This is a genomic window from Streptomyces alanosinicus (assembly GCF_014650595.1).
In the GTDB taxonomy this organism is placed as follows: Bacteria; Actinomycetota; Actinomycetes; order Streptomycetales; family Streptomycetaceae; genus Streptomyces; species Streptomyces alanosinicus.
On the sequence record NZ_BMVG01000039.1, the window covers coordinates 38,572 to 64,917 of the forward strand.

Here is a 26,346-nt window from a genome sequence, read left to right on the forward strand (position 1 = left end):
TATCGGTCGCGGGGGCCAGGGGCGCAGCTCAGGAGCAAAATGTGCTCGAGGTGACTACTTCTCGATGATCGCGAGGACGTCGCGAGCCGAGAGGACGAGGAACTCCTCGTTGTTGTACTTCACCTCGGTGCCGCCGTACTTGCTGTAAAGCACGACATCGCCGACCTTGACGTCGAGCGGAAGGCGCTCGCCGTTCTCGAAGCGGCCCGGGCCCACGGCGAGGACGGCGCCCTCCTGGGGCTTCTCCTTCGCGGTGTCCGGGATGACCAGGCCAGAGGCGGTGGTCTGCTCGGCGTCGAGCGGCTGGACCACGATGCGGTCCTCAAGCGGCTTGATGGCAACCTTGGAGCTGGTGGTCGTCACGATCCGACCTCCCCCTTCGGAGATCTCACGGGGTTAACTGTCTGAGGTGGCGACCAGGTGGATCCGTCGTCGCGGGTGCCGGACCTGCCCGTCGCGTTGTTGGCACTCTCCTACGGGGAGTGCCAGAGCCGAGACTATGACTGCGATTAGCACTCGGTCAAGCGGAGTGCCAATGAGCGCGGCGCGTCGGCCGAAGATTGCCGGTGCCGGGGCCCTTTTGGCGCTCGGTGCCGCCCTGCCGCCACCGGGGGCTGCCGCCCCCAGACCCCCGCTTCGGCCTGAACGGCCTCGTCCTCGATCTCCCCAGCGGGGACACCCCCAGGCGGGCTGATCGGTGCCCGCCGGCGCCTGATCAGTTCAGATAGTCCTCAAGGCGCCCCACCGTCAGCCCTCGCTGCTGGACCCTGCGCAGCACCTGGGTCGTGCGCTCCCGCAAGGGGGCCGCCGAGGTCTCGTCCGGGCCGACCAGGATGATGTCGCCGGCGCGCAGACGGTGTTTGCCGCGGATGTAGACGAGGTCGGTGGGGGTCATCGCGGCGCGCCACAGGACGACCGTGGAGATGCCGCAGTCGGCCGCGGCGCGCAGGGTGGTGGTGTCGTACGAGGCGTAGGGCGGCCGGAAGAGGCGGGGGCGCACACGGAGGCGGGATCTGAGCCGGGCCTGCTGACCGCAGATCTCGGCGCGCTGTCCGGCGTACGGCAGTCCGGCCAGCGCGCGGTGGTCGAGGGTGTGGTTCTGGATGCCGGCGCCCAGCTTGCGCAGGCTGGCGAAGTGGCCGTAGTCGGGGCCGGTGGCGCTGTCGGCGAGGAAGATGCTGACCGGCAGCCGGAGTTCGCGGACCATGTCGACGAACCGGGGGTCCTTCTCGGCGCCGTCGTCGTAGGTGAGGAAGACGACCCGGTCGTGGGTGGGGACGTGGTCGACGACGCGGGGCAGGGCGCGGCCGGCGGTCTGCGGGGCGAGGGCCGGGGCGCGGGCGGCGGGCCGCGGCGGGCGGGCGAGGGGCTCGCTCAGGCCCCAGCGGCGGTAGCTCTGGTCGGGGGTGGGGCCGTGCGGGTGTACGCGCTCGGCGGCCTTCTTGCCGAGGCGTTCGATGGGGTCGACGGACTGGGCGCAGCCGGTGACGCCGGCGAGGAGGAGGGCCGAGGCGAGGAGCGCGGCCATGGGACGGCGCGGGCGCTGCCCGCGCCCGGTCCCCGCGCGCTCCGCCCGCGGGCTCCTCCCCTGCCTCACAGGTAGTCCTCCAGGCGGGCCACGGCGTAACCCTCGCGCGTGATCTTGTTCAGGAAGCGGCGCATGTCGTCGATCATCGTGCCGTTCCAGTCGGAGCGGCCGCGGAAGTGGGTGAGGACGATGTCGCCGCGGCGCATCTTCTGGTCGTCCTCGCGGTACTCCCAGTGGTCGACGAAGACCTCCTCGTTCCAGATCGGCGCGTACTTGATGCCGCAGGACTTGGCGGCGCGCAGGGTGTCCTGGTTGTAGTTGCCGTAGGGCGCGCGGAAGACCGTCGGGCGCTTGCCGAACTGCTTCTCCATGATGTCCTGCATGTCGCAGATCTCGGTCTTCTGATCGTCGTAGGACAGACCCGGCAGGTAGGGGTGGTGCAGGGTGTGGTTGTTCAGGGTGTGGCCCAGGGACTGCATCCTGCGGAAGTAGCCGTAGTCGTCCTCGATCAGGTAGTTGCTGAGGAACGCGGTGTACGGGATCTTCAGCTCCTGCATCATCCGCAGGAACTCGGGGTCCTTGTCCGAGCCGTCGTCGATCGTGAGGAAGACGATCTTCTGCCTGGTGGGGATCGTGGTGAAGACCGGGGGCAGGTTCCAGTCCTCCTGGTGGTCCACCTCGAAGCCGGGCCGGGCGGTGATCCTCGGCTTCGCGGCGGGCGGCGCCGGGGGCGCAAGCGGCGCCTGGTCCAGCCCCCAGCGCTTGGCGGCGGCGACCACACGGGCACGTTCGGCGGCCTGGCGGGCCTTGGGGCTCAGGACGTGGCCGGGGCCGCCCCGGCCAGGTGCGGGGCGGGTCCCGGTGGGACCCGCGCAGCCGGAGAGGAGGGCGGCGGAGGCCAGCGCGACGGCTCCGCAGCCCCGAGCGAGACGCCCGAAACGGGACGGTCTTTTATCGTTCTCATCGTTTTGTACGACTGCTCGCATGGTGCCGGATCCTCGCAGCCGGGAGCCGTGCCGCCGGGCCGACACCGCGGCCGGAAGGCGCACGATCCACCGACTGGCCCACAATGACCCGGTGAACGACCTCGCTCTGCTTCTCACCCCCCAAGGCCGTGCCCTCCTGGCGGAGGTCCGCGACACCGCGCCGGCCGACGAACTCGCCGTCGCCACCCGGCTGCGCCGCGACCACCCCGCCGAGCTGGTGTCGGCCGCGCTCGGCCAGGCCCGGCTGCGGCAGCGGGCGGCGGCGAAGTTCGGGGCGGCGGACGCGGGGCGGATGTTCTTCACTCCGAACGGGGTCGAGCAGTCGACGCGGGCCACCGTGGCGGCCTACCGCGCACAGCGGTTCACGGGCCTGGGCGTGACGTCCGTGGCCGATCTGTGCTGCGGGATCGGCGGGGACGCGATCGCGCTGGCCCGCGCGGGCATCCGCGTGCTCGCCGTGGACCGGGATCCGCTGACGGCGGCCGTGGCGCGGGCGAACGCCGAGGCGCTGGGGCTGGACGAGCTGATCGAGGTGCGGGAAGCGGATGTCACGGAGGTGGACACGGACGGGTACGACGCCGTGTTCGTCGACCCCGCCCGGCGGGGCGTGCGGTCGGGAGGGGCCGCGCGAAGCGCGTCGATGAGGGGTGGTGGCCGGGCGACGGGCGGGCGGATCTTCGACCCGGAGGCCTACTCCCCACCGCTGTCCTGGGCGGTCGAGGCCGCGCGCAGGGCTCCGCACGCGGCACTGAAGGTGGCGCCCGGCGTTCCGCACGAGGCCGTGCCCGCCGACGCCGAGGCCGAGTGGATCTCGGACGGCGGCGATGTGAAGGAGGCGGTGGTGTGGTTCGGGACCGGGGCGCCGGGCGCCGTACGCGCCACGCTGCTGCCCGGGCCGCGCACGCTCCTCGGCAGGCGGCTGCCCGATCCCCCGGTCCGGCCGGTCGGGCGGTATCTGTACGAGCCCGACGGCGCCGTCATCCGCGCCCATCTGGTCGCCGAGGCGGCGGAGGAACTCGGCGGCGGGCTGGTCGACGCGACCATCGCGTACATCACCGCCGACGCCCTGCGGCCCACCCCGTACGCCTCCGCCTACGAGATCACCGATCAACTCCCCTTCAACGTAAAGAAGTTGAAGGCCCTGCTGCGGGAGCGCGAGGTGGGCACGCTGACCGTGAAGAAACGCGGATCGGCGGTCGAGCCGGAGGAACTGCGCAAGAAGGTCAAGCCACAGGGCCCGAACGCGGCGACCGTGTTCCTCACCCGGGTCGCCGGAGCACCCACGATGCTCGTGGGACGTCCCGCCTACGACAGGGCCTAGGGCAACACGCCCTAGGGCGACAGCTCGTCCGCGCGGCGGTGCAGCAGGGCGCGTTCCCTGTCGTTGCGAGCCAGGGCGGCGGCGTGGGTGAACTCGGCGCGCGCCTCCGCTGTGCGGCCGAGGCGGGCCAGCAGGTCACCGCGGACGCTGGGCAGCAGATGGTAGCCGCGCAGGGCGGGCTCGGCGGCCAGGGCGTCCACCAGTCGCAGCCCCGCGGCCGGGCCGTCGGCCATGGACACGGCGACCGCGCGGTTCAGCTCGACCACCGGAGAGGGGGCACGGGCGGCCAGCAGTCCGTACAGGGTGGCGATGGCGCGCCAGTCGGTCTCCTCGTACGTGTACGCGTGCGCGTGGCACGCGGCGATGGCCGCCTGGAGGGCGTACGGGCCGGGGGCTCCCGTCGCCGTGGCGTCGGCGCGGCCGAGGGCGCGGATGCCGCGGGCGATGAGCATGCGGTTCCAGCGGCGGCGGTTCTGGTCCTTGAGCAGGACGGGCTCGCCGTCGGGGCCGGTGCGGGCGGCCGTGCGGGACGCCTGGAACTCCAGCAGCGCGGTCAGGCCGTGCACCTCCGCCTCCTTGGGCATCAGCGCGGACAGGACGCGGGCCAGGCGCAGCGCGTCCTCGCACAGGCCGGGGCGCAGCAGATCGTCGCCGGCGGTCGCCGCGTATCCCTCGTTGAAGATCAGGTAGATGACATCCAGGACGGAGCCGAGGCGGGCCTCGCGGTCGGGGCCCGAGGGCACCTCGAAGGCGATGTTCTTCCTCGCCAGGGTGCGTTTGGCTCGGACGACGCGCTGGGCGATCGTCGGCTCCGGGACGAGGTGGGCACGGGCGATCTCGGCCGTGGTCAGGCCGCCGAACAGCCGCAGGGTGAGCGCGGTGCGGGCCTCGGCGGACAGCACCGGGTGACAGGTGGTGAAGACGAGCCGGAGCAGGTCGTCGTCGATGTCGTCCGGGTCGGCGGGCGTGTCGTACGACGGCGGGGCCGTCTCCAGGTCCCGGCCGAGCTCGGCGAGCTTGCGGGCGTAGGTCTCGCGGCGCCGGATCAGGTCGACGGCACGGCGGCGGGCGGTGGCCATGAGCCAGGCGCCGGGGTTGTCGGGCACACCGTCGCGCGGCCACTGCTCCAGGGCGGCGACCAGCGCGTCCTGGGCCAGTTCCTCGGCGATGCCGACGTCCCGGACGATCCGGGCGACACCGGCGACGACGCGGGGCGACTCCAGCCGGAAGACGGTCTCGATGGCGTGCCCCGCGGCGGAGTCCGGTGCGCCGGGGTGTTGCGTGGTGGTCGGTGGTTCCACAGCCCACCATGCAACACCCCCGGGGGCCACAGGGCCAGCGAACACTCAGCCCTCGGCGATCTCGCGGACCTCGCAGCTCACGTTCCAGTAGTCCTCGTGGACCTGGAGGAACCGCTTGGCCCACTCCACCGCCTCGGCCTTGTCCTTGCACTGCATGATCGCGTAGCCGCCGATGACCTCCTTGGACTCGGTGAACGGCCCGTCGCTGACGGAGGTGCCGCCACCCTGCCAGCGCACCGTGGTGCCCTGCGCGGACGGCGTCAGTCCGGCGGTGTCGAGCATCACGCCGGCCTTGGTGATCTCCTCGATGAGCTGGCCCATGCGCTGCATCAGCTCCTCGCTGGGGCCTCCGGCGGGGGCGGAGGACTCGTCGATGTGCACGATGGACAGGTAACGGGGCATGGTGACTCCTTCGGTCGGGCGGCGGGGCCGTTCCCCGGCCGCTCACCCCGTGCGTCGAACGGGAGACACCAGGATCGACACCTCCCGGGAAAAAGTTCCGCGAGTTTTCCGGCCAGCGTTTCCGGTCAGCGCAGGGACGCCCACAGGTCGCTCACCGCCGGCTCCCTCGCGATCACCCGGTTGGGGTCGGAGGGCGCCGTGACGACCGGCACCATCACGGTCCGCACCTGGTCGGCGGTCAGGCCCCGGCTCTCGGCGAGCCGCATCAGCTCGGGAAATTCTCATCCCAGCGCCCCCGCGATGCCGCAATACGCCGGTCTCGGCCCGCAGTTCGCGTCGTACGGGGTCGCCGGTGCGAGGTTCTCGCGGCGGAGGGCTGGACTCCAGCGCGGAAACCGGCGAAAAGCAAGCCCTGTGCCGCATGCGTTCAGGATGCGTTCAGGAAGCTCCTGGGAGGGTCGGCCCCCCGTCACCCCCCCTCACAGGAGCACCCTTGACCACGCCGTTGACGACGTCCTCGACGACGAAATCCGTCATGAAGAAGCTGCCCGAGGTCACCCTCGCGTTCTGGATCATGAAGATCGCGGCGACGACCCTGGGCGAGACCGCGGGCGACCTGTTCGCCCAGACACTGAAGCTCGGCTATTTCCTCACCACCATCGCCCTGTTCCTGGTGTTCGTGGTGACACTGGTGGTGCAGCTGCGCTCCGCGCGCTACAACCCGTTCTTCTACTGGACCGTCATCCTGTCGACGTCCATGGCCGGCACCACCATGTCCGACTTCATGAACCGGGACGCCAGCACCAAGTACCTCTCGAACGGCACGACCCGGCTGGGCTGGGGCCCGCAGGGCCTGGGGCTCGGCTACCCGGAGGGCGCCGCGATCCTGATCTCCCTCCTGCTGCTGATCTTCCTGGGCTGGAAGCTCAGCGGGATGACCTTCCAGATCACCGAGATCGTCACCTTCCGCGGCGAGGCCCTGTTCTGGTCGGCGATCCTGGTCTCCAACACCCTCGGCACCTCGATGGGCGACTTCCTGTCCGACAGCTCGGGCCTGGGCTATCTGGGCGGTGCGGCCCTGGTGACCGGTCTGCTGCTGGTGCTGGTGCTGCTGATGAAGGTGCCGGCGGTACCGAACGTCCTGCTCTTCTGGATCGCGTTCGTGCTGACCCGCCCGCTGGGCGCCACGGCCGGCGACCTCCTGACCAAACCCACCGCCAAGGGCGGGCTGGATCTGGGCACGCAGGGCTCCTCGGCGGTGCTGCTCGCGGTGCTGTTCGGCCTGATGGCGTACGCGCACCTCAAGGAGCGGCGGGCTGCGGCGGCCCCGGAGGCGGGCCCCGAGGCGGAGGCGGTCCAGCCGCAGCGGGCCGATCACCGATAACGACGAAACCCGCCCCGGACAACCGGGGCGGGTTTCTCATGGAGCGCCGGGCAGGCCTTGCACCTGCATCTCCCCGCAGGAAGCGGGACGTCTTTCCTTGGACCACCAACGCACTGCGTCCGGGCCGTCTTTCCGGCCGTTCGCTGTGTGATGATCATAGCCCAGCCGGGCCGGACACCTCAACCTCAGCCGTCCGCCACGGTCTCGAACCGCCAGCGGTGCACACCCCTGGTCACCAACTCGGCGTCCGGCTCGGGCAGTTCGGGCAGCTCGGCGTCGTACGACGCGTCCCACCAGGTGATGACCAGGACCCGGTCCTGCGGCGCGCGCAGGGTCTCGCGGCGCAACGGCTCCCCGACCAGCGGTTGTTCCCGCACCCAGGCGAGCAGCTCGGCGCCCCGGCCGTCGACGGCGCGGGCCTCCCACATCAGCGCGACCGTCACGAGTACAGGTTCTCCTTGCTGACCTCGTGCACATGGTCGTGGTCATGACCGTGGCCCGGGACATGCGGGTCGGTCACCGGCAGCGAGGAGTCGGCCGACAGGTCCCAGCCGGAGACGGCCCGGTTACGGGCGACCATCTCGGCGCCGAGGGCGGCCACCATCGCGCCGTTGTCCGTGCACAGCTTGGGGCGCGGGACACGCAGCCGGATGCCGGCGGCCTCGCAGCGCTCCTGGGCGAGGGCGCGCAGCCGGGAGTTGGCCGCGACACCGCCGCCGATCATCAGATGGTCGACGCCCTCGTCCTTGCAGGCGCGCACGGCCTTGCGGGTCAGCACGTCGACGACGGCTTCCTGGAAGGACGCGGCCACATCGCGGACCGGGACCTCCTCTCCGGCCGCCCTCCTGGCCTCGATCCAGCGGGCCACGGCCGTCTTCAGACCGGAGAAGGAGAAGTCGTAGGCCGGGTCGCGCGGGCCGGTCAGACCGCGCGGGAAGGCGATCGCCCCCGGGTCGCCCTCGCGCGCGTACCGGTCGATGACGGGGCCGCCGGGGAAGCCCAGGTTCAGTACGCGGGCGATCTTGTCGAAGGCCTCGCCGGCCGCGTCGTCGATGGTCGCGCCCATGGGCCGGACGTCGGAGGTGATGTCCGACGACAGCAGCAGCGAGGAGTGGCCGCCGGAGACCAGCAGGGCCATCGTGGGCTCGGGCAGCGGGCCGTGCTCCAGCTGGTCGACGCAGATGTGCGAGGCGAGGTGGTTGACGCCGTAAAGGGGCTTGCCGAGGGCGTAGGCGTACGCCTTGGCCGCCGAGACACCGACGAGGAGGGCGCCCGCGAGGCCGGGGCCGGCCGTCACGGCGATGCCGTCGAGGTCCTTCGCCGAGACGCCAGCTTCCTTCAGCGCGCGGTCGATGGTGGGGACCATCGCCTCCAGATGGGCGCGGGAGGCCACCTCCGGGACGACACCGCCGAAGCGGGCGTGCTCGTCGACGCTGGAGGCGACGGCGTCCGCCAGCAGGGTGGTGCCACGGACGATGCCGACGCCGGTCTCGTCGCAGGAGGTCTCGATGCCGAGTACGAGAGGCTCGTCGCGTGAGTCAGCCATTCTTCTTCTCTTCGGTTGCTTGGTCGGTGGTCAGGCGCATCACGAGGGCGTCCACATTGCCCGGCTGGTAGTAACCGCGCCTAAAGCCGATGGGCTCGAAGCCGTAGCGCTCGTAGAGCTTCTGGGCGCGGATGTTGTCGACCCGGCACTCCAGCAGCACCTCGTGGCACTCGAAGGCGGTCGCCGCGCGCAGCAGCTCGGCCAGCAGCCGGCCGCCGAGGCCGGTGCCCTGCTGGTCGCGGGCCACGGCGATGGTCTGCACATCGGCCTGGTCGCCGGAGGAGGCGAGGCCCGCGTACCCGATGATCCCGGACTCCTCCTCGGCGACCAGATAGCGGCGGGTCGCCTCGGCGCCCCGGGCGTGGGCCAGCTCGGACCAGAACATGCCCCGCGACCAGGCGTCCTCGGGGAACAGGTCCTTCTCCAGCGCCAGGACCCGGTCGATGTCCCACCAGCGCATCTCGCGCATTCGCACGGTCACTTCGGGGTGACCACCTTGTAGTTCTTGGGGACCTGGGCGTCCGGGCGGCGCAGATACAGCGGCCGGGGGGCCGGCAGTTCCTCGCCGGCGGCCAGCCTCTCGGCGGCCAGCGAGGCGAGGGCGGCGGCCGAGACATGCTCGGGCTCATGGACGCCCGGGAACACATCCGGGTAGAGCAGCGCGCCCGCGCCGACCGCCGGCAGGCCCGCGACCTGCTCGGCGATATCGGCCGGCCGGTCCACGGCGGGGTCGGTCAGCCGGGTGCGGGAGTCGGCGTATCTCGCCCAGTAGACCTCCTTGCGCCGGGCGTCGGTCGCCACGACGAAGGGGCCCTTCTCGATGTCGGCGGCATAGGCGAGGCCGTCCAGCGTGCACACGCCGTGCACCGGGACGCCGAGCGCGAGGCCGAAGGTGTCGGCGGTCATCAGGCCGACGCGCAGGCCCGTGTAGGGGCCGGGCCCGATGCCGACGACGATGCCGGTGACGGTGTCCAGTCCCAGTCCGGCCTCGGCGAGCACACGGTCCACGGCCGGCAGCAGCAGCTCTCCGTGCCGGCGCGCGTCCACCTGGCTCGACGAGGCGATGACGTCCGTGCCGTCGTGCAGCGCGACGGTGACGGCGGGTGTTGCGGTATCCAGAGCGAGCAAGAGCACGCGAACAGCCTACGGCGCTTCGGGGCCTGTGTCGGAAATCCCGGCGTCCGCCCGAAGGGCGGGGCCTCCGGGCAGGCGGGATTTCTGACATAGGCCACAAACCGCCCGTATCGCCGTCCGGGGCAGACGGTCACTGGCTGCTACGGTCTGTACGAAGTACGACATATCGGCGCGAGGCAGAGGTGAGCGCAGGTGGCAGGGACCAGCTCCGGAATCGTGGCCGGCCTCACCGCGGCCGCCCTCGCAGCCGTCGGCTTCCTCTCCTACCAGGCCAGTGCGAACGTACCGGCGAGTCTCAGCGGCCGGGCCACGGCGAGCGCCTCCCCCTCGGCCACCGCCGGCGGCCCGCCGCCGACCCAGGGTTCGACCGCTCTGCCGGGCGCGTCCGGTACGGGCGAACGGGTCGTGTACTCACTGGCCGGCAACCGGGTCTGGCTGGTCGGCGCCGACGGCCAGGTGGAGCGCAGCTACCCGGTCTACCCCGGCAGCGTCGACCCGCCACCGGGCACGTACTGGGTCAATTCCCGCTCGAACGCGATCACCGGCACGGACGGCACCCCCATCGAGCACGTCGTGCGGTTCACCGAGGTGGACGGGCTGGCGGTCGGCTTCAGCGCGGCGGTGGGGACGACGCGCTACGCGGGTGCGGCGGACGTGCGGACCGGGGGGATCCGGGAGTCCCGGACGGACGGGGACGCGATGTGGGAGTTCGGGACGATCGGGGTACGGGTGATCGTCGTTCGTTAGGCGGCGGCTCGGGGCGCAGTCAAGCGGCGGCTCGGGGGTGCGGTTCGGGGTTCTCGGCCGGCTGCGGGTTGCCCCGCGCCCCCCTCCCTTCCGCCTCTTCGGGGTGCTCCGGGGACCGCGGAGGGCGGGACACCGCCTCCGCCGCCGCGCAGGCCGCCAGCAGATCGTGCATGGAGACCCCGGCGGGGGTGGTTGCGGACATGGGCGCCTCCTGAGGTGCGGGGGCGGCGTAGTTAGGCACACCTAACCACGGGCTGAATACCATGTGACCACGCCCGGGACGTCCTGCGCAATATGTTGCCGACGGCCTGTCGGAATCCTGCCGCCGGTCAGGCGGTGAAGGTCAGGCGGTGAGGGTCTCCAGGGCGGCCTCGGACCAGCGTGCGCCCAGTCCGGTCAGCGACACGTGCCGTACCTCGTCGGTGGTGTCGCCGACGGCGCGGTGGATGACGATCTGGAGGCGGTCCTCGGTCAGCTCCTCGACCTTGCCCTCGCCCCACTCCACGACGATCACCGAGTCGGGCAGCGAGACATCGAGGTCCAGGTCCTCCATCTCGTCCAGGCCGCCGCCGAGCCGGTAGGCGTCGACGTGCACGAGAGGCGGGCCGCCGCCGAGGGAGGGGTGCACCCGGGCGATCACGAAGGTCGGCGAGGTGACCGCGCCCCGCACGCCGAGACCCTCGCCGAGCCCACGGGTCAGCGTGGTCTTGCCGGCGCCCAGCTCACCGCTGAGCATCACCAGATCGCCCGCGCGCAGCACCTTGGCCAGCCTGCGGCCCAGCTCCCGCATCTGCTCGGGCGAGGTGATCGTCAGCCGGGTCTCAGTGGGGCCGTGCGGTGCTGCTGGAGCTTCCATAGCCACTAACCGTAGCCCCTGCCGGCACCGCACCCGCGCGGGTCAGCAGGTCGGCGAGGCGGTCGGTGACCACTTCCGGGTGTTCCAGCATCACGAGGTGCCCGGCGTCCGGGACGAGGACCAGCTCGGCGTCGGGCAGCAGGTCGGCGATGACCTCGCTGTGCTCGCTGGGCGTGACCAGGTCCTGGACGCCGGCGAGCACGAGCACCGGCATGTCCCCGAACGAGGCGAGCGCCTCGGTCTTGTCGTGGTCGGTGAAGGCCGGGTAGAACTCGGCCACCACGTCGATCGGCGTGGACTCGATCATCCGCTCGGCGAACCGCTCGACGGCCGGATCGACGTCCCGCCCCGCGAACGAGTACCGCTTGATGATCCCGGCGAACAGCTCGGCGGTGGCCCGGCGCCCCTTCTCGACCAGCTCCGCCTGCTGCCCGAGCGCCTTCAGCACTCCGGGCAGGATCCGGCGCACCGCGTTGACCCCGGCCACCGGCAGCCCGAAGCTGACCTCGCCGAGCCGCCCGGACGACGTGCCGACGAAGGCGGTGGCGACGACCCGGTCCCGGATCAGTTCGGGGTGCTGGGCGGCCAGCGCCATCACGGTCATGCCGCCCATCGAGTGCCCGACCAGCACGATCGGCCCGTCCGGTACGGCGGCGTCGAGGACGGCCTTCAGATCGCGGCCGAGCTGGTCGATGGTGAGCGGCACCCGGTCCCGGGTCTGGGCCACGCCCCGCCCGGAGCGGCCGTGGCTGCGCTGGTCCCAGTGCACCATCCGCACGACCCCGCGCAACGCCGCCCGCTGGAAGTGCCAGGAGTCCTGGTTGAGGCAGTAGCCGTGGCTGAAGACGACGGTGACCGGGGCGGGGGCCTTGCGGCCGAACAGCCTGCGCCGGCGCGGGGAGACGTTCGGGCCCGGATCGGGCTCGACCTCGTCGACCTCGTAGTACAGCTCGGAACCGTCGTCGGCGAACGCCTTGCCCGGGGTGCCGCGCAGGGTGCCGTAGGGGCCCGCCGAGTCCAGTGCCAGCCGGGCCTTTCGCCGCATCCCGCGGCCCACCGTCATCCGCTCGACGGCGACACCGGCCGCCGCGCCCGCGGCGAGCACGCCTATCGCGGCACCGGCGATGCCGGTCGCCCTGCGCCAGCCGCCGGCCGCTCCCGCGGCGGAGGCGGCGGCGGTCGCCGCTGCGACGACCTCCCGCGCGGCCTCTGCGCTGCTCTCGCTCACGTACCGCTCCTCTCCGCCGTACTGCGGTTCGCCTGGGTGGTGACTCGGATCAATCCGATGGTGCCGGTACGAGGCGCGCCGGTGGCGCCGGTGTGACTGGTGTTACAAGGTGACCCGGGTCGCTCTCGGACCGCTACCCGAGTTCTTCCCCGTTCACATAGACGCGGGGAACCCGGGTGCCGATGCGTGTGACGATTTCGTACGCGATCGTGCCGCAGGCCTGCGCCCAGTCCTCGGCGGTGGGCTCACCGCGGTCGCCGGGCCCGAAGAGCACGGCCTCGCTGCCCACCGCGGGCTCGTCCCCGCCGAGGTCCACCACGAACTGGTCCATCGCGACCCGCCCGGCGACCGTGCGCCACTTACCGTCGACCAGCACCGGACCGGTGCCGGAGGCGTGCCGGGGGATGCCGTCCGCGTAGCCGACCGGGACGAGACCGAGGGTGGTCCCGCCGGGGGTGACGTAGTGATGGCCGTAGCTGACGCCGTGGCCGCCCGGGACGTGCTTGACCAGCGCCAGCGAGGCGCTGAGCGTCATCACCGGGCGCAGTCCGAAGTCGGCCGGCGCACCCAGCTCCGGGCTCGGCGAGATGCCGTACATGGCGATGCCGGTGCGGACGAGGTCGAAGTGGGTCTCGGGGAGGGTGAGCGCGGCGGGCGAGTTGGCGATGTGCCGCACCTCGGGCCGTACGCCCTGCTGCTCGGCGTACGCCACCATCTCCCGGAAACAGCTCACTTGCGCGGCGACGGAGGGGTGACCGGGCTCGTCGGCGCAGGCGAAGTGCGACCACAGCCCGGTGATCCGGACCAGCCCCTCGGCCTCGGCGCGCAGGGCCGCGCCGACCAGTTCGGCCCAGTCCGGGCCGGGCTGACAGCCGTTGCGGCCGAGTCCGGTGTCGGCCTTGAGCTGCACGCGCGCGGTGCGCCCGGCCTCGCGGGCGGCCGCGACGGCCTCGCGCAGGGCCCACATCCCGCTCAGGGACACATCGATGCCGGCCTCGACCGCCTGCCGCCAGGGGCCGCCGGGCACCCACAGCCAGCACAGGATCCGGCCCGGCAGCCCGGCCGCGCGCAGCGCGAGGGCCTCCTCGGGCGTGGCCGTGCCGAGCCAGGTCGCGCCCGCCGCGAGGGCCGCGCGGGCGCACGGCACGGCCCCGTGGCCGTAGCCGTCGGACTTGACGACGGCCATCACGGCCGCGCCCGGCGTCCGGGTACGCAGGGCGCGCACATTGGCCCGCAGGGCGCCCAGATCGATCTCAGCGCGGGCGCGCAGGGGGGCGGTCGGCACAGTCGCAGTCTCACTCATCGCGCCCCCAGTCTCTCAGAGGGGCCCACGGGCCCCGGTCTCAGTCTCAGGTACCCGGCCGCCGCCCCCACACATAGACGTGGTCGCCCTTCTCCAGCACGCCCCACAGCTTGCGCGCGTCGGCGAGTTTCAGATTGACGCAGCCCCAGGAGCCGACGGTGGTGTAGATGCTGCCGTAGGCCGCGTGGAAGGCCTCGCCGCCGTCGAAGAACTGGGCGTACGGCATCGGCTCGTCGTACAGGGTCGACACGTGGTTCTTGTGCCGCCAGTAGACGGTGTGCCAGCCCTTGCGGGTGATGTGGCCCTTGCGCCCGCTGCGCATGGGCACCGGCCCGAACACCACCTCGGAGTCCTGCTGCACCCAGGTGAGCTGCCGGTCCAGATCGACGCAGGCGACCTTGTACGAGCGGACGGGGCACTTCTTGGCCGCGTTCGGGTTCTTCTTCGCCGACAGCAGCATCATGGTCGACCAGGTGACGGGCCCGGCGAACCCGATGGCGGGCTTGATCTTGTGCTTGGCCTGGAAGGCACGGATCGCCTTGCAGTCGGCGGTGGTCTGCTTCCCGTCGGTCTTCAGCTTCAGCCAGCGCTCCACCTGCCGCTGGTAGGGCCCGGTCTGCTTGCTGCAGCTCACCTTGGCGACGGCGTCGGCGAGCGGCACGTACTCGATGAGGTCGTACGTCCCCGGTGGCGCGTCCTTCGGCTCCACGGCGTCCTCCTGCGCGGTCGGGGTGTACACCTCCGGCGGCAGCGCCTGGTCGGGCGTGTCGATCTGCCAGGGCTGACCGGGCCCGGGGGCGACACCGGGGACGAGGTCGGTGTCGAGGGCGGCGGGAGCGGGCGGCGCGGGGGCGCTCGCCGCGGGGGCGCTGGCCGCTGTGTATGCGGTCGTGGAGAGGGCTGTCGTGGTGGTGAGCAGTACGGCGACGACCCTGGGCGCGATTCGTCTGCTGATCATGCAATCAGCCAAACGTGTGGCTCCGCCGGATCTGCGGTGCCGCGCGGTCGGGTCACCCGGGGGATGGAGTCGTTCGTCTGCCGCGCCGTCGTGGCTGGTCGCTCCCCCAAGTTCTCGGCTTCGCTCGAACCCGGGGGGACCCCCATCGCGGCGGAGCCGCATATCAGACACAGTCCCGCGCCCCTTAGGGAACTGCAGCGCCGTCGGCTCCACAGCGCCGTAGCTGCGGGCAGTCGTGCCGCTGGGGCGGCACGGGTGGGCGCAGCGGCACCCCGCACGCGCGGGCAAGCCCCCCAGCCCGGCAACACGCCTCAGGCGCGTACGTCCCGCCAGGCCTCCGGGAGTTGTGATGCCACGTCGTGCGCTGCCGCCGGTGCGCCGTTCGAGGCGAAGCGGCCTGCCAGGCCGTGCAGATACGCGGCCGTGCTGCCCGCGTCCCGGGCGGACAGGCCCGCTGCCAGCAGGGAGCCCGCGAGGCCCGACAGGACGTCGCCGCTGCCGGCCGTGGCCAGCCAGGACGTTCCCGTGGCGTTGACCCGTACGGCCCCGCCCGCCGCGTCGGCGACCAGCGTCGTGGAGCCCTTCAGCAGCACCGTCGCGCGGTAGACCGCCGCCAGTTCCCGCACCGCGGCGAGCCGGGCCGACTCGACCTCCTCCCGGCGCACCCCCAGCAGCGCGGCCGCCTCGCCGGCATGAGGGGTCATCAGCGTCGGCGCCGTACGTCCGCGCACCGCGTCCCGCGCGGCGAGCCGCAGCCCGTCCGCGTCGAGCAGCACCGGTACGTCCGTGGCCAGTACCTCGGCCACGGTCGCCGCGTCGTCCCCCGCGCCCGGACCGACCACCCAGGCCTGTACCCGCCCCGCCTTCGCCGGTCCCTGATCGGACACCAGCGTCTCCGGGAAACGGGCGATGACCGCCTCCTTGGCGGGGCCCACGTACCGCACGGCCCCGGCCCCGCCGCGCAGCGCGCCGGAGACGGCGAGCACGGCGGCGCCGGGATAGCGCGCGGAACCGGCGGCGATGCCCACGACCCCGCGCCGGTACTTGTCGCTCTCCGCGGCCGGCACCGGCAACAGCCGTGCCACATCGGCGTGTTGCGGGGACTGGAGTTCACCCTCGGCGGGCAGTTCGAGACCGATGTCGACGAGCCGTACGACCCCGGCGTACTCCCGCGCGGGATCGATCAGCAACCCCGGTTTGTACGTGCCGAAGGTGATGGTGAGGTCGGCCCGGATCGCGGCCCCCCGGACCTCCCCGCTGTCGGCCTCGATCCCGCTGGGCAGGTCCACGGCCACCACGGCGGCCCGGGAGTGCCGGGCGGCCCCGGCCAGGGCCTCGGCCGCGGGCCGCAGCCCGCCCTTGCCGCCGATCCCGACGATCCCGTCCATGACGAGGTCGGCCGATCCGATCAACTCCTCGGCTCCGCCGGCCGGGGCGACCGTGCCGCCGGCCCGCCGCAGCGCGCCCAGTCCCCCGGCGTGCGCCCGCTCGGGCGAGAGCAGGACCGCCGTGACCCCGGCGCCCCGCCGGGCCAGCCGCGCCCCCGCGTACAGCGCGTCGCCGCCGTTGTCGCCGCTGCCGACGAGCAGCACCACCCGGCTGCCGTACACCCGGCCGAGCAACTCGGCGCAGGCGGCGGCCAGCCCCGCGGCGGCCCGCTGCATCAGCGCACCCTCCGGCAGCCGCGCCATCAGGGCCCGCTCGGCCGCCCGTACCGTCTCCACGCTGTACGCACTACGCATGCCCCCGAGTCTGCCCCGGATCGCCCGGGGCCCACACCCGGGGACCAGGGGGCGGATATCAGCCCTCGGCGACGACCACGGCCGAGGCGACCCCCGCGTCATGGCTGAGCGAGACGTGCCAGGAGCGCACACCCAGTTCCGCGGCCCGCGCGGCCACCGTGCCCGTCACCCGCAGCCGGGGCTGTCCGCTGTCCTCGACGTACACCTCGGCGTCGGTCCACTGCAGTCCGGGCGGCGCCCCCAGCGCTTTCGCCAGTGCCTCCTTCGCCGCGAACCGGGCCGCGAGCGAGGCGATCCCGCGCCGCTGCCCGCTGGGCAGCAGCAGTTCCCGCTCCACGAACAGCCGCTCGGCCATGCCAGGTGTCCGCTCCAACGACGCGCGAAAGCGGTCGATCTCGGCGACATCGATCCCCACTCCGATGATGCTCATGCCGGGCAGCCTACGGTCGCGGCCCGTCCCGCCTGCCGAAATCCCCCTGCCGAGGCGCCCACGCGCCGCTTACGCTGCGTGCATGACATCCCAGGGTTATCTCTCCGACCTGTTCTCGCTCGACGGCCGTGTCGCCGTGGTGACCGGAGGCAGCTCCGGCATCGGCCGGGCCATCACCGGGGCGCTGGCGCGGGCCGGCGCGAGCGTGGTGGCCGTGGCCCGCACCAAGGAGCAACTGGAGGAGACCGCCGGGGAGTTGACGGCCGAGGGATGCCGGGCCGGCTGGGTCGCGGCCGATCTGGGCACGCGGGACGGTGTGCGCGCGGCGGCCGAGGAGGCGGCCGGTGTCTTCGGCGAGCCCGACATCCTCGTCAACTCCGCCGGGATCAACCTGCGGCCGCCGATGGGCGAGCTGAGCGAGGACGTGTGGGACACCACCATGGCCGTGAACCTTGACGCGCCGTTCCTGCTGGGGCAGCGGTTCGGGCCCGGCATGGCGGAGCGGGGCTTCGGCCGGATCATCCACATCACCTCGCAGCAGGCCCACCGCGCCTTCGTGCAGAGCGGGGCCTACGGCGTCTCCAAGGGCGCGCTGGAGTCACTGGCCCGCTCGCAGGCGGAGGCCTGGTCGCCGTACGGCGTGACCGTCAACACGCTGGTGCCGGGCTTTGTGATGACCGCGCTCAACCGGCGGCTGTCCGGCGACCCGGAGAAGGTGGCGGCGCTGGCCGCGCGGACACTGGTCGGCCGCAACGGCCTCGCCGGGGACTTCGAAGGCGCGGCCGTCTTCCTCGCGAGCCGCGCCTCCGCCTACGTCACCGGCCAGTCGATCCCCGTGGACGGCGGCTTCTCCGTCCACTGAGCGGGAACGGGCCGGCCCTGTTCTCAGCCCGGGAGCCTTCTCACTCCACCGTCACCGACTTCGCCAGGTTTCGCGGCTGGTCCACCTCGTTGCCCCGCGCGGTGGCCAGTTCGCACGCGAAGACCTGGAGGGGGACGGTGGCGACCAGGGGCTGGAGCAGGGTCGGGGTGGCCGGGATACGGATCAGGTGGTCGGCGTAGGGGACGACCGCCTCGTCGCCCTCCTCGGCGATCACGATCGTGCGCGCCCCGCGGGCCCGGATCTCCTGGATATTGGAGACGATCTTGTCGTGCAGGACCGAACGGCCGCGCGGCGACGGTACGACCACCACCACCGGCACATCCTCCTCGATCAGCGCGATCGGGCCGTGCTTCAGCTCGCCCGCCGCGAAGCCCTCGGCGTGCATATAGGCGAGTTCCTTCAGCTTCAGCGCGCCTTCGAGGGCGACCGGGTAGCCGACGTGCCGGCCGAGGAACAGCACCGTGTTCTTCGAGGCCAGGGTCCGCGCGAGCGCCCGTACCGGCTCCATCGTCTCCAGGACCCGCTCGACCTCCTCCGAGATCCGGGACAGGTCCTTGATGACGGCCTGGATCTCGTCGCCCCACTTGGTGCCGCGCACCTGGCCCAGATACAGCGCCACCAGGTAACAGGCCACCAGCTGGGTCAGGAACGCCTTGGTGGAGGCGACGGCGACCTCCGGACCCGCGTGCGTGTACAGCACCGCGTCCGACTCGCGCGGAATCGTCGAGCCGTTGGTGTTGCAGATCGCCAGCACCTTGGAGCCCTGCTCGCGGGCGTGCCGCAGCGCCATCAGGGTGTCCATGGTCTCGCCGGACTGGGAGATGGCGATCACCAGGGAGTGGCCGTCCAGGATCGGGTCCCGGTAGCGGAACTCGCTGGCCAGCTCCACCTCGCAGGGGATGCGCGTCCAGTGCTCGATGGCGTACTTGGCGATCAGGCCGGCGTGGAAGGCCGTACCGCAGGCGACGATGACGACCTTGTCGATCTCGCGCAGCTCGGACGGGGAGATCCGCACCTCGTCCAGGGTGAGCGAGCCGGACGGGTCGATCCGGCCGAGCAGCGTGTCGGCGACCGCCTTGGGCTGCTCGGCGATCTCCTTGAGCATGAAGTAGTCGTAGCCGCCCTTCTCGGCGGCGGAGGCGTCCCAGTCCACGTGGTAGCTGTGCACCTCGGCGGGGCGGCCGTCGAAGCCGGTCACCGTCACCCCGTCCCGGCGCAGCTCCACGACCTGGTCCTGGCCCAGCTCGATCGCCGAGCGGGTGTGGGCGATGAACGCGGCGACGTCGGAGGCCAGGAACGACTCCCCCTCGCCGACACCGACCACGAGCGGTGAGTTGCGGCGGGCGCCCACGACCACGTCCGGGGCGTCGGCGTGCACCGCGACCAGCGTGAACGCGCCCTCCAGCCGCCGGCACACCAGCCGCATGGCCTCCGCCAGGTCGGCGGTCGCCGAGAACTCCTCGGCGAGCAGATGGGCGACGACCTCGGTGTCCGTCTCGGAGGCCAGCTCATGGCCGCGCTCGGCCAGTTCGGCCCGCAGGACCGCGAAGTTCTCGATGATGCCGTTGTGGACGACCGCGACCCGGCCCGCGTTGTCGAGATGCGGGTGCGCGTTGGCGTCCGTGGGGCCGCCGTGCGTGGCCCAGCGGGTGTGGCCGATGCCGGTCGCGCCCGCCGGCAGCGGCCGTTCGACCAGTTCCTTCTCCAGGTTGACCAGTTTGCCGGCCTTCTTGGCCGCGGCCAGCCCGCCGTCCGCCAGTACGGCGACGCCCCCCGAGTCATAACCCCGGTACTCCAGCCGCTTCAGCCCGGCCATCACGACATCGAGCGCCGACTGCGACCCTACGTAACCCACGATTCCGCACATGAGCCGCAGCCTACGACTCGTCCGGCGCCAGAAAACGCTTCAGCCTGCCCGAATTCGGAAATTCCCACTGCCATACGAACGGCTCGCCGGGCCGCGGGCGTGACGGACCCCACCCACCATCCCGTTCAAACTCCGTTAACAATGGAATGTGATCTCACCGGTCTCCTCGATGCCCCGGAGCGCCCACCGGCACAGGCCGGAGGCGACTCCCTACGTCGACCTCACCCGTGCCGAGTGGAGCGCGCTGCGCGACAAGACGCCGCTGCCGCTCACCGCCGAGGAGGTGGAGAAGCTGCGCGGTCTGGGCGATGTGATCGACCTGGACGAGGTGCGGGACATCTACCTCCCGCTCTCCCGGCTCCTCAATCTCTACGTCGGCGCCACGGACGGCCTCAGAGGCGCCCTGAACACCTTCCTCGGTGAGCGGGGCTCCCAGTCCGGCACCCCGTTCGTCATAGGCGTGGCGGGCTCGGTCGCCTGCGGCAAGTCCACCGTCTCCCGTCTCCTGCAGGCCCTGCTCTCCCGCTGGCCCGAGCACCCGCGCGTGGAGCTGGTCACGACGGACGGATTCCTGCTGCCCACCAAGGAGTTGGAGGCCCGCGGCCTGATGTCGCGGAAGGGCTTCCCCGAGTCCTACGACCGCCGGGCCCTCACCCGCTTCGTCGCCGACATCAAGGCGGGCAAGGACGAGGTCACGGCCCCCGTCTACTCCCACCTCATCTACGACATCGTCCCGGACCAGCGGCTCACGGTCCGCCGCCCCGACATCCTGATCGTCGAGGGCCTCAACGTCCTGCAGCCCGCCCTGCCCGGCAAGGACGGCCGCACCCGGGTCGGCCTCGCCGACTACTTCGACTTCAGCGTGTACGTCGACGCGAGCACCGAGGACATCGAGCGCTGGTACCTCAACCGCTTCAAGAAGCTGCGCCAGACCGCCTTCCAGAACCCCAACTCGTACTTCCGCAAGTACACCCAGGTCTCCGAGGACGAAGCCCTCGACTACGCCCGCACGCTGTGGCGCACCATCAACAAGCCGAACCTGGTCGAGAACATCGCCCCCACCCGCGGCCGTGCCACCCTCATCGTGCGCAAGGGCCAGGACCACAAGGTGCAACGGCTGCGCCTGCGCAAGCTCTGAGCTCGCGCAGGCGCAGCGCACGGTTCCCGGCACCCCGGGGACGGGCACTATCCCAACGCGGACTTCACCGCGTCGGCCAGCCGCCCGGCCACCGACCGGGCCTGCTCGATATCCGCCGCCTCGACCATCACCCGCACCAACGGCTCGGTGCCCGAGGGCCGCAGCAACACCCGCCCGGTCTCCCCGAGTTCCCGCTCCGCCTCGGCCACCGCGGCAGCGAGGTCGGCGGACGTCCGCACGCGCGACTTGTCCACGTCCGGCACATTGATGAGCACCTGCGGCAGCCGCTCCATCACCGACGCGAGCTCCCGCAGCGAACGCCCGGTCTCCGCGACCCGCGCGGCGAGCAGCAGCCCGGTCAGCGTGCCGTCGCCCGTCGTCGCGTGGTCGAGGATGATCACATGCCCGGACTGCTCGCCGCCGAGGGCGAAGCCGTGCTCCTTCATCTCCTCCAGCACATACCGGTCGCCGACGGCCGTCTGCACGAGCCGGATCCCGGCCCGCTCCATCGCCAGCTTGAACCCGAGGTTGGACATCACGGTGGCCACCACCGTGTCCGACCGCAGCGTGGAGTGCTCCCGCATGGCCAGCGCCAGCACGGACAGGATCTGGTCGCCGTCGACCTCCTCGCCGGTGTGGTCCACGGCCAGGCAGCGGTCGGCGTCGCCGTCGTGCGCGATACCGAAGTCCGCGCGGTGCCCGATGACCGCGGCCTTCAGCTGGCCGAGATGGGTCGAGCCGCAGCCGTCGTTGATGTTGAGCCCGTCCGGCGCCGCACCGATCGTGACGATCTCGGCACCCGCCCGGGAGAACGCCTCCGGCGAGACCCCCGAGGCCGCGCCGTGCGCTTCGTCCAGGACGATCTTCAGCCCGTCCAGCCGGTTGGGCAGGACGGACAGCAGATGGACGACGTACTTCTCGAAACCCTCGTCGTAGGACCGTACGCGGCCCACACCGGCGCCCGTCGGCCGCTCCCACGGCTCGCCGTGCCGGTGCGACTCGTACACCGCCTCGATCCTGTCCTCCAGCTCGTCGGCGAGCTTGTGGCCGCCGCGGGCGAAGAACTTGATGCCGTTGTCCGGCATGGCGTTGTGGCTGGCGGAGAGCATCACGCCCAGGTCGGCGCCGAGCGCGCCGGTCAGATGGGCCACGGCCGGGGTCGGCAGCACACCGACCTTCAGCACGTCCACGCCCGCGCTGGCCAGGCCCGCCACCACGGCCGCCTCCAGGAACTCCCCGGACGCCCGCGGGTCCCGTCCGACCACCGCTGTCGGCCGGTGGCCTTCGAAGGTGCCCACCTCGGCCAGCACATGGGCCGCCGCCACGGACAGGCCGAGCGCCATCTCGGCCGTCAGGTCCGCGTTGGCGACACCGCGCACGCCGTCCGTACCGAAGAGTCGTCCCACTTGTCCTCCATCCGATCACACAAGCCTCTGAGCACCTGAGCGTCTTGTGTCGTTATACGCCCTTGGCTGGGATAAACGAACGCCCCGACGGCACATGTGGCGTGCCGCCGGGGCGTTCGGAGTACGTAGGGGCCGTAACCCGTAAAACGTACGAGCAGGCAGCGAAGCTTAGCGCTTGCTGTACTGCGGAGCCTTGCGGGCCTTCTTCAGACCGGCCTTCTTGCGCTCGACCGCACGGTCGTCGCGGCGCAGGAAGCCGGCCTTCTTCAGCGGGCCGCGGTTGTTGTCGACGTCGGCCTCGTTCAGCGCACGGGCGACACCGAGACGGAGCGCACCGGCCTGACCGGAGACACCGCCACCCGCGATGCGGGCGATGACGTCGTAACGACCCTCAAGCTCAAGCACCTTGAAGGGCTCGTTGACTTCCTGCTGGTGCACCTTGTTCGGGAAGTAGTCCTCAAGGGTGCGACCGTTGATCTTCCACTTGCCGGTGCCCGGGACGATCCGGACGCGGGCGATGGCGTTCTTGCGGCGGCCCAGGCCGGCGGCGGGCTGGGGCTCACCGAAACGCGAGGCGAGGGACTCGGAGGTGTACTCACCCTCCACCGGAACCTCGGACTCGGTGGTGTAGCTGTCGATGTCAAGCTCTTCGAGCGGCTGCTCGGCAGTGGTCTCGGCCACGATTCTCCTCAGATTCTCTTCAGTCTTAGGGGGTGGCCGGACTTACTGCGCGACCTGGGTGATCTCGAACGGCACCGGCTGCTGCGCAGCGTGGGGGTGCACGTCACCCTTGTAGACCTTCAGCTTCGAGAGCATCTGACGGCCCAGCGTGTTCTTGGGAAGCATGCCCTTGACGGCCTTCTCGATGGCCTTCTCGGGGTTCTTGTCGAGCAGCTCGTCGTAACGGACGGAGCGCAGACCACCCGGGTAGCCGGAGTGGCGGTACGCCATCTTCTGGGTCCGCTTGTTGCCGGACAGGTGCACCTTGTCGGCGTTGATGATGATGACGAAGTCACCCATGTCCATGTGCGGCGCATAGACGGGCTTGTGCTTGCCCCGGAGGAGGGTCGCTGCGGTGGTGGCGAGACGACCCAGGACAACGTCCTGGGCGTCGATGACGTGCCACTGGCGCGTCACATCGCCGGGCTTGGGGCTGTACGTACGCACGGTTCGTAGCCTTCGCTTCGAGTGAATGGTCCTGAACAGGTCACCGAAACGATCACGACAGCCTCGACCGCACCGCGGTGACGCAAACCGCGTGCTGATCGCTGGTCATCGGCCCGGTGGACCGGTGTAAGGGCCCGTCCCGTGAGAATGAGCAAGCCAATACACAACGAAGAAGCAGCGTACCCGCAGGCCCCTGGACGGGTCAAAACGTGGCATGCCGCCGGACCCGCTCCGGCACCCTCCGTACCCCGTCTAAGATGCGCCCCATGAGTTACGGGCAGGGGGGACCCCAGTCTCAGTGGGATCCCTGGAAACCGCATTCCCAGCAGCCCTGGAGCAGCGGCGATGACGACGGGACCCCGGACTGGGCCGCGCTCGCCGAGGCCTCGGAGACCCGGAACAAGCGCCGCAAGGTGCTGTTCATCGGCGCCGGAGCGCTCGCCACGGTCGCCGTCGGCACGGCCGTGGCGCTGGCCGTCGTGTCCGCCGACGGCAGCGACGACGCCCACGGCACCCCGACCAATCTGCCCGCCAGCGCCTCAGTGCCGAGCGGCTCGGCCACGCCGTCCTTCGCGCCCACCAGCGCCCCGCCGCCGCTGGACCCGAAGGACTTCATATCCAGCGCCAAGAAGGACACCGCCCCGCTCAGCGCCGACAGCCTCTTCCCCGGCACGCAGCTGACCATGAACGACACGGTGTACAAGAAGGGCGCGACGGCCGACACCACACAGTGCGCCGGCGCGGCCAACGGCACCCTGCCGAAGATCCTCAACGACAACCGCTGCACCCGCCTGATCCGCGCGACCTACTCCAACGGCCACGGGATCGCGATCACCGTCGGCGTCGCCCTCTTCGACAGCCAGGCACAGGCCGCGAAGGTCAAGGCACAGGCCGCCAAGAAGGCCGTGGTGCGCTCGCTGCCCGGCAAGGGCGTCAAGAACTTCTGCGACGCCGCGGTCTGTCTGACCACCACGAACGCGGTCGGCCGGTACGTCTACTTCACGACCGGCGGCTTCCTCGACGGCAAGGACGTCACCGACAAGGACGCCAAGGTCTTCCGCGTCGGCAACGACCTGCAGCAGTTCATCTTCAACCAGATCTACCGCCGCGGTCAGGCCCAGGCGTCCACGGCGGCGAACCAGTAGCCAGGTCCTAGCAGCACCCCGCCGACGGAAGCGAGCGCTTGTTCCGCGCCTCCTTGCTGCGCGCGGCCAGCAGTTCGTCGGCGGGGTAGCCGACCTCCTCCAGGGTCAGCCCGTGCGGTCGTACGACATGCACGGCGGAGTCCCGCACCCCGGCGGCCAGCACCTTCCCGGGCCACTCCGGCCCGCGGTGCCCGTCCCCGACGAACAGCAGCGCGCCGATCAGCGAGCGCACCATGTTGTGACAGAACGCGTCGGCACGCACGGTGGCCGTCACGATCCCGTCGGACCCGCGCTCAAGGCTCAGCTCCTGAAGGGTCCGGATCGTGGTGGCCCCCTCCCGCTTCTTGCAGTAGGCGGCGAAGTCGTGCTCGCCCAGCAGCTGCCGCGCGGCCTCGTTCATGGCGTCGACGTCGAGCGGCCAGTCGTGCCAGAGGACGTGGCCCCGCAGCAGGGGGTCCACTCCCCCGGGGTTGTCGGTGACCCGGTAGGCGTACCTGCGCCAGACGGCGGAGAAACGGGCGTTGAAGCCGCTCGGAGCCGGCCTGAGGGCCCAGACCCGCACATCCTTCGCCAGCCGCCCGGCGAGCCGCTTGAGCAGCTTCTGGTTGTGCTCCCGCCAGACCTCCTCCGGCAGGTCCACATGCGCCACCTGCCCGCGCGCGTGCACCCCGGCGTCGGTCCGCCCGGCGACGGTCAGCTCGTACGTCTGCCTCGACCGCGTCACCGTCCGCAGCGCGTCCTCGATCTCTCCCTGCACGGTCCGCTTCCCGCCGGCCTGCTTGGCCCAGCCGTGGAAACCGGTGCCGTCGTAGGAGATGTCGAGGCGGACACGGACGTGACCGGGCTCTACTTCGTCACTCACGCAGAGATCCTCTCAGGGCGGTGCCCTTTCAAAAAACGTGAAAGCGGGCCCGCCCCGAAGGGCGAACCCGCTTCACGTCAGGCAGAGCCTCAGGCGTCCTTGGACTCTTCGGCCGGAGCCGCGTCCTCGACGACCTTGGTCTCCTCGACCTTGGCCTCCTCGGCCTCCTTGACGGCACGCTTGGTGGCGGCCTCGGCCTCACCGGTGGCCTGCTGCTGCACCGTCAGCGCCTCGACCAGCTCGATGACAGCCATGGGCGCGTTGTCGCCACGGCGGTTACCGACCTTGGTGATGCGGGTGTAGCCACCGGGACGGTTCTCGTACCGCGGGCCGATCTCGGTGAAGAGCGTGTGGACGATGCCCTTGTCCGTGATGACCTGGAGCACCTGACGGCGGTTGTGAAGGTCGCCCTTCTTCGCCTTGGTGATCAGACGCTCGGCGTACGGGCGCAGGCGGCGGGCCTTCGCCTCGGTGGTGGTGATACGGCCGTGCTCGAACAGCGCCTTCGCGAGGTTCGCGAGGAGCAGCTTCTCGTGCGCGGCACTGCCGCCCAGACGGGCACCCTTGGCGGGCTTCGGCATTTTTCTTCTCCTGTGTGTCTGCCCCGGCCGTGTCAGGTACCGGGGTCAGGAACCCGATGAGCGGATGCTCACCGGCAACGACCGATCAGTACTGCTCGGTCTCCACGAAACCCGCGTCCGCGTCGTCGTCGGCGCCGAAGGCGTCGGCGGCGGCCGTGGGGTCGAATCCGGGCGGGCTGTCCTTCAGGGCCAGGCCCATGCCGGCCAGCTTCGCCTTGACCTCGTCGATGGACTTCGCACCGAAGTTGCGAATGTCGAGGAGGTCGGCCTCGGAACGCGCGACGAGCTCACCCACGGAGTGGATGCCCTCACGCTTGAGGCAGTTGTACGACCGAACGGTGAGCTCCAGCTCCTCGATCGGCAGCGCCAGGTCGGCGGCGAGGGCGGCGTCCGTGGGGGACGGGCCCATGTCGATGCCCTCGGCGTCGATG

Annotated in this window: 29 protein-coding genes and 1 pseudogene; 6 read left to right on the forward strand and 24 right to left on the reverse strand. The window is 71.5% G+C overall.

Annotated features, from left to right (window positions below):
* Nucleotides 1-54: 54 nt before the first annotated feature.
* The 3 genes from groES to IE277_RS38860 all read right to left on the reverse strand — a co-directional run bounded on the left by groES (nt 55) and on the right by IE277_RS38860 (nt 2,514).
* Nucleotides 55-363 (reverse strand): co-chaperone GroES, encoded by a 309-nt coding sequence (gene groES / locus IE277_RS38850; RefSeq protein WP_189958469.1) that lies wholly within the window; start codon nt 361-363, stop codon nt 55-57.
* Nucleotides 364-715: 352 nt separating this feature from the next.
* On the reverse strand, nt 716-1,528 hold the full coding sequence (locus tag IE277_RS38855; RefSeq protein ID WP_189958492.1) for a polysaccharide deacetylase family protein: 813 nt from the start codon (nt 1,526-1,528) through the stop codon (nt 716-718).
* A 65-nt stretch (nt 1,529-1,593) separates the two neighbouring features.
* Complete coding sequence (locus IE277_RS38860; protein ID WP_189958470.1) at nt 1,594-2,514, reverse strand: polysaccharide deacetylase family protein; 921 nt, start codon at nt 2,512-2,514, stop codon at nt 1,594-1,596.
* Nucleotides 2,515-2,605: 91 nt separating this feature from the next.
* Between IE277_RS38860 and IE277_RS38865 the strand changes: the two genes are divergently transcribed.
* Nucleotides 2,606-3,835: a class I SAM-dependent methyltransferase gene (locus IE277_RS38865; RefSeq protein WP_189958471.1), complete on the forward strand. Its 1,230-nt coding sequence runs from the start codon at nt 2,606-2,608 to the stop codon at nt 3,833-3,835.
* A gap of 11 nt (nt 3,836-3,846) precedes the next feature.
* Here the strand turns inward: IE277_RS38865 and IE277_RS38870 are convergent, their stop codons facing one another.
* From IE277_RS38870 to IE277_RS38880, 3 genes and pseudogenes are all read right to left on the reverse strand, one after another.
* Nucleotides 3,847-5,136 carry an RNA polymerase sigma factor gene (locus tag IE277_RS38870; protein ID WP_189958472.1) on the reverse strand — a complete coding sequence of 430 codons (1,290 nt, stop codon included), beginning with the start codon at nt 5,134-5,136 and terminating at the stop codon, nt 3,847-3,849.
* A gap of 45 nt (nt 5,137-5,181) precedes the next feature.
* Nucleotides 5,182-5,538 (reverse strand): YciI family protein, encoded by a 357-nt coding sequence (locus tag IE277_RS38875; protein ID WP_189958473.1) that lies wholly within the window; start codon nt 5,536-5,538, stop codon nt 5,182-5,184.
* Between the two features lie 125 nt (nt 5,539-5,663).
* A pseudogene (locus IE277_RS38880) lies at nt 5,664-5,810 on the reverse strand (LCP family protein); the annotation flags it as partial.
* 221 nt (nt 5,811-6,031) lie between these two features.
* On the opposite strand from IE277_RS38880, the gene IE277_RS38885 reads away from it, so the two are divergent.
* Nucleotides 6,032-6,922: a COG4705 family protein gene (locus IE277_RS38885; RefSeq protein ID WP_229882287.1), complete on the forward strand. Its 891-nt coding sequence runs from the start codon at nt 6,032-6,034 to the stop codon at nt 6,920-6,922.
* A 185-nt stretch (nt 6,923-7,107) separates the two neighbouring features.
* Here IE277_RS38885 and IE277_RS38890 read toward each other — a convergent pair whose 3' ends face one another.
* Genes IE277_RS38890 through tsaB form a run of 4 tightly spaced genes read right to left on the reverse strand, consistent with a single transcriptional unit; the run spans nt 7,108 to nt 9,602 of the window.
* Nucleotides 7,108-7,365: a hypothetical protein gene (locus tag IE277_RS38890; protein ID WP_189958474.1), complete on the reverse strand. Its 258-nt coding sequence runs from the start codon at nt 7,363-7,365 to the stop codon at nt 7,108-7,110.
* The gene (tsaD, locus tag IE277_RS38895) at nt 7,362-8,468 is read right to left on the reverse strand and encodes a tRNA (adenosine(37)-N6)-threonylcarbamoyltransferase complex transferase subunit TsaD (protein WP_189958475.1); all 1,107 of its coding nucleotides are present in this window, start codon (nt 8,466-8,468) and stop codon (nt 7,362-7,364) included. The genes IE277_RS38890 and tsaD overlap by 4 nt, the downstream gene beginning before the upstream one ends.
* Nucleotides 8,461-8,937, reverse strand: a complete 477-nt coding sequence (gene rimI / locus IE277_RS38900) for a ribosomal protein S18-alanine N-acetyltransferase (RefSeq protein ID WP_189958494.1) — start codon at nt 8,935-8,937, stop codon at nt 8,461-8,463. The genes tsaD and rimI overlap by 8 nt, the downstream gene beginning before the upstream one ends.
* 8 nt (nt 8,938-8,945) lie before the next feature.
* Complete coding sequence (gene tsaB / locus IE277_RS38905; RefSeq protein ID WP_189958476.1) at nt 8,946-9,602, reverse strand: tRNA (adenosine(37)-N6)-threonylcarbamoyltransferase complex dimerization subunit type 1 TsaB; 657 nt, start codon at nt 9,600-9,602, stop codon at nt 8,946-8,948.
* A 192-nt stretch (nt 9,603-9,794) separates the two neighbouring features.
* Between tsaB and IE277_RS38910 the strand changes: the two genes are divergently transcribed.
* The gene (locus tag IE277_RS38910; RefSeq protein WP_189958477.1) at nt 9,795-10,349 is read left to right on the forward strand and encodes a hypothetical protein; all 555 of its coding nucleotides are present in this window, start codon (nt 9,795-9,797) and stop codon (nt 10,347-10,349) included.
* Between the two features lie 19 nt (nt 10,350-10,368).
* On the opposite strand, the gene IE277_RS38915 is transcribed toward IE277_RS38910, so the two are convergent.
* The 7 genes from IE277_RS38915 to IE277_RS38945 all read right to left on the reverse strand — a co-directional run bounded on the left by IE277_RS38915 (nt 10,369) and on the right by IE277_RS38945 (nt 16,866).
* The gene (locus IE277_RS38915; protein ID WP_189958496.1) at nt 10,369-10,551 is read right to left on the reverse strand and encodes a hypothetical protein; all 183 of its coding nucleotides are present in this window, start codon (nt 10,549-10,551) and stop codon (nt 10,369-10,371) included.
* Nucleotides 10,552-10,692: 141 nt separating this feature from the next.
* Nucleotides 10,693-11,205 (reverse strand): tRNA (adenosine(37)-N6)-threonylcarbamoyltransferase complex ATPase subunit type 1 TsaE, encoded by a 513-nt coding sequence (gene tsaE / locus IE277_RS38920; RefSeq protein ID WP_189958478.1) that lies wholly within the window; start codon nt 11,203-11,205, stop codon nt 10,693-10,695.
* Nucleotides 11,171-12,433, reverse strand: a complete 1,263-nt coding sequence (locus IE277_RS38925; RefSeq protein ID WP_189958479.1) for an alpha/beta fold hydrolase — start codon at nt 12,431-12,433, stop codon at nt 11,171-11,173. The genes tsaE and IE277_RS38925 overlap by 35 nt, the downstream gene beginning before the upstream one ends.
* Nucleotides 12,434-12,566: 133 nt before the next feature.
* The gene (gene alr, locus IE277_RS38930; RefSeq protein WP_189958480.1) at nt 12,567-13,736 is read right to left on the reverse strand and encodes an alanine racemase; all 1,170 of its coding nucleotides are present in this window, start codon (nt 13,734-13,736) and stop codon (nt 12,567-12,569) included.
* A gap of 46 nt (nt 13,737-13,782) precedes the next feature.
* Entirely contained in the window at nt 13,783-14,694 is a 912-nt protein-coding gene (locus tag IE277_RS38935) for a L,D-transpeptidase family protein (RefSeq protein WP_189958481.1), read from the reverse strand.
* Nucleotides 14,695-15,005: 311 nt separating this feature from the next.
* Entirely contained in the window at nt 15,006-16,436 is a 1,431-nt protein-coding gene (locus tag IE277_RS38940) for an NAD(P)H-hydrate dehydratase (protein ID WP_189958482.1), read from the reverse strand.
* A 58-nt stretch (nt 16,437-16,494) separates the two neighbouring features.
* Entirely contained in the window at nt 16,495-16,866 is a 372-nt protein-coding gene (locus IE277_RS38945; RefSeq protein ID WP_189958483.1) for a holo-ACP synthase, read from the reverse strand.
* A gap of 82 nt (nt 16,867-16,948) precedes the next feature.
* On the opposite strand from IE277_RS38945, the gene IE277_RS38950 reads away from it, so the two are divergent.
* The gene (locus tag IE277_RS38950; protein WP_189958484.1) at nt 16,949-17,728 is read left to right on the forward strand and encodes an SDR family NAD(P)-dependent oxidoreductase; all 780 of its coding nucleotides are present in this window, start codon (nt 16,949-16,951) and stop codon (nt 17,726-17,728) included.
* 40 nt (nt 17,729-17,768) lie between these two features.
* On the opposite strand, the gene glmS is transcribed toward IE277_RS38950, so the two are convergent.
* Entirely contained in the window at nt 17,769-19,616 is a 1,848-nt protein-coding gene (glmS, locus tag IE277_RS38955; protein WP_189958485.1) for a glutamine--fructose-6-phosphate transaminase (isomerizing), read from the reverse strand.
* A gap of 169 nt (nt 19,617-19,785) precedes the next feature.
* Here glmS and coaA point away from each other — a divergent pair, with 169 nt between their 5' ends.
* Nucleotides 19,786-20,754: a type I pantothenate kinase gene (coaA, locus tag IE277_RS38960; protein WP_189958495.1), complete on the forward strand. Its 969-nt coding sequence runs from the start codon at nt 19,786-19,788 to the stop codon at nt 20,752-20,754.
* Nucleotides 20,755-20,801: 47 nt separating this feature from the next.
* Here coaA and glmM read toward each other — a convergent pair whose 3' ends face one another.
* From glmM to rplM, 3 genes are all read right to left on the reverse strand, one after another.
* Entirely contained in the window at nt 20,802-22,160 is a 1,359-nt protein-coding gene (gene glmM, locus IE277_RS38965) for a phosphoglucosamine mutase (protein WP_189958486.1), read from the reverse strand.
* A gap of 168 nt (nt 22,161-22,328) precedes the next feature.
* Nucleotides 22,329-22,841, reverse strand: a complete 513-nt coding sequence (rpsI, locus tag IE277_RS38970) for a 30S ribosomal protein S9 (protein ID WP_003998795.1) — start codon at nt 22,839-22,841, stop codon at nt 22,329-22,331.
* A gap of 42 nt (nt 22,842-22,883) precedes the next feature.
* Complete coding sequence (gene rplM, locus IE277_RS38975) at nt 22,884-23,327, reverse strand: 50S ribosomal protein L13 (RefSeq protein ID WP_189958487.1); 444 nt, start codon at nt 23,325-23,327, stop codon at nt 22,884-22,886.
* A gap of 266 nt (nt 23,328-23,593) precedes the next feature.
* On the opposite strand from rplM, the gene IE277_RS38980 reads away from it, so the two are divergent.
* Entirely contained in the window at nt 23,594-24,472 is an 879-nt protein-coding gene (locus IE277_RS38980; protein ID WP_189958488.1) for a hypothetical protein, read from the forward strand.
* A gap of 7 nt (nt 24,473-24,479) precedes the next feature.
* Here the strand turns inward: IE277_RS38980 and truA are convergent, their stop codons facing one another.
* The 3 genes from truA to IE277_RS38995 all read right to left on the reverse strand — a co-directional run.
* Nucleotides 24,480-25,334, reverse strand: coding sequence for a tRNA pseudouridine(38-40) synthase TruA (gene truA, locus IE277_RS38985; protein WP_189958489.1), 855 nt, complete (start codon nt 25,332-25,334; stop codon nt 24,480-24,482).
* Between the two features lie 89 nt (nt 25,335-25,423).
* On the reverse strand, nt 25,424-25,915 hold the full coding sequence (gene rplQ / locus IE277_RS38990) for a 50S ribosomal protein L17 (protein WP_189958490.1): 492 nt from the start codon (nt 25,913-25,915) through the stop codon (nt 25,424-25,426).
* 85 nt (nt 25,916-26,000) lie between these two features.
* Nucleotides 26,001-26,346 (reverse strand): DNA-directed RNA polymerase subunit alpha C-terminal domain-containing protein (locus IE277_RS38995; protein ID WP_308433457.1); only part of this gene is annotated, 346 nt, incomplete at its 5' end.

Bases quoted from the DNA above. Each gene is read 5' to 3' on its own strand.
- coaA (WP_189958495.1), top strand. From the start codon at position 19,786: ATGCCCCGGAGCGCCCACCGGCACAGGCCGGAGGCGACTCCCTACGTC.
- rimI (WP_189958494.1), bottom strand. From the start codon at position 8,937: ATGCGCGAGATGCGCTGGTGGGACATCGACCGGGTCCTGGCGCTGGAG.
- IE277_RS38915 (WP_189958496.1), bottom strand. From the start codon at position 10,551: ATGTCCGCAACCACCCCCGCCGGGGTCTCCATGCACGATCTGCTGGCG.
- glmS (WP_189958485.1), bottom strand. From the start codon at position 19,616: ATGTGCGGAATCGTGGGTTACGTAGGGTCGCAGTCGGCGCTCGATGTC.
- IE277_RS38945 (WP_189958483.1), bottom strand. From the start codon at position 16,866: ATGAGCATCATCGGAGTGGGGATCGATGTCGCCGAGATCGACCGCTTT.
- IE277_RS38940 (WP_189958482.1), bottom strand. From the start codon at position 16,436: ATGCGTAGTGCGTACAGCGTGGAGACGGTACGGGCGGCCGAGCGGGCC.
- IE277_RS38875 (WP_189958473.1), bottom strand. From the start codon at position 5,538: ATGCCCCGTTACCTGTCCATCGTGCACATCGACGAGTCCTCCGCCCCC.
- tsaD (WP_189958475.1), bottom strand. From the start codon at position 8,468: ATGGCTGACTCACGCGACGAGCCTCTCGTACTCGGCATCGAGACCTCC.
- IE277_RS38950 (WP_189958484.1), top strand. From the start codon at position 16,949: ATGACATCCCAGGGTTATCTCTCCGACCTGTTCTCGCTCGACGGCCGT.
- IE277_RS38855 (WP_189958492.1), bottom strand. From the start codon at position 1,528: ATGGCCGCGCTCCTCGCCTCGGCCCTCCTCCTCGCCGGCGTCACCGGC.
- rplQ (WP_189958490.1), bottom strand. From the start codon at position 25,915: ATGCCGAAGCCCGCCAAGGGTGCCCGTCTGGGCGGCAGTGCCGCGCAC.
- alr (WP_189958480.1), bottom strand. From the start codon at position 13,736: ATGAGTGAGACTGCGACTGTGCCGACCGCCCCCCTGCGCGCCCGCGCT.
- IE277_RS38935 (WP_189958481.1), bottom strand. From the start codon at position 14,694: ATGATCAGCAGACGAATCGCGCCCAGGGTCGTCGCCGTACTGCTCACC.
- tsaE (WP_189958478.1), bottom strand. From the start codon at position 11,205: ATGGAAGCTCCAGCAGCACCGCACGGCCCCACTGAGACCCGGCTGACG.
- IE277_RS38860 (WP_189958470.1), bottom strand. From the start codon at position 2,514: ATGCGAGCAGTCGTACAAAACGATGAGAACGATAAAAGACCGTCCCGT.
- IE277_RS38980 (WP_189958488.1), top strand. From the start codon at position 23,594: ATGAGTTACGGGCAGGGGGGACCCCAGTCTCAGTGGGATCCCTGGAAA.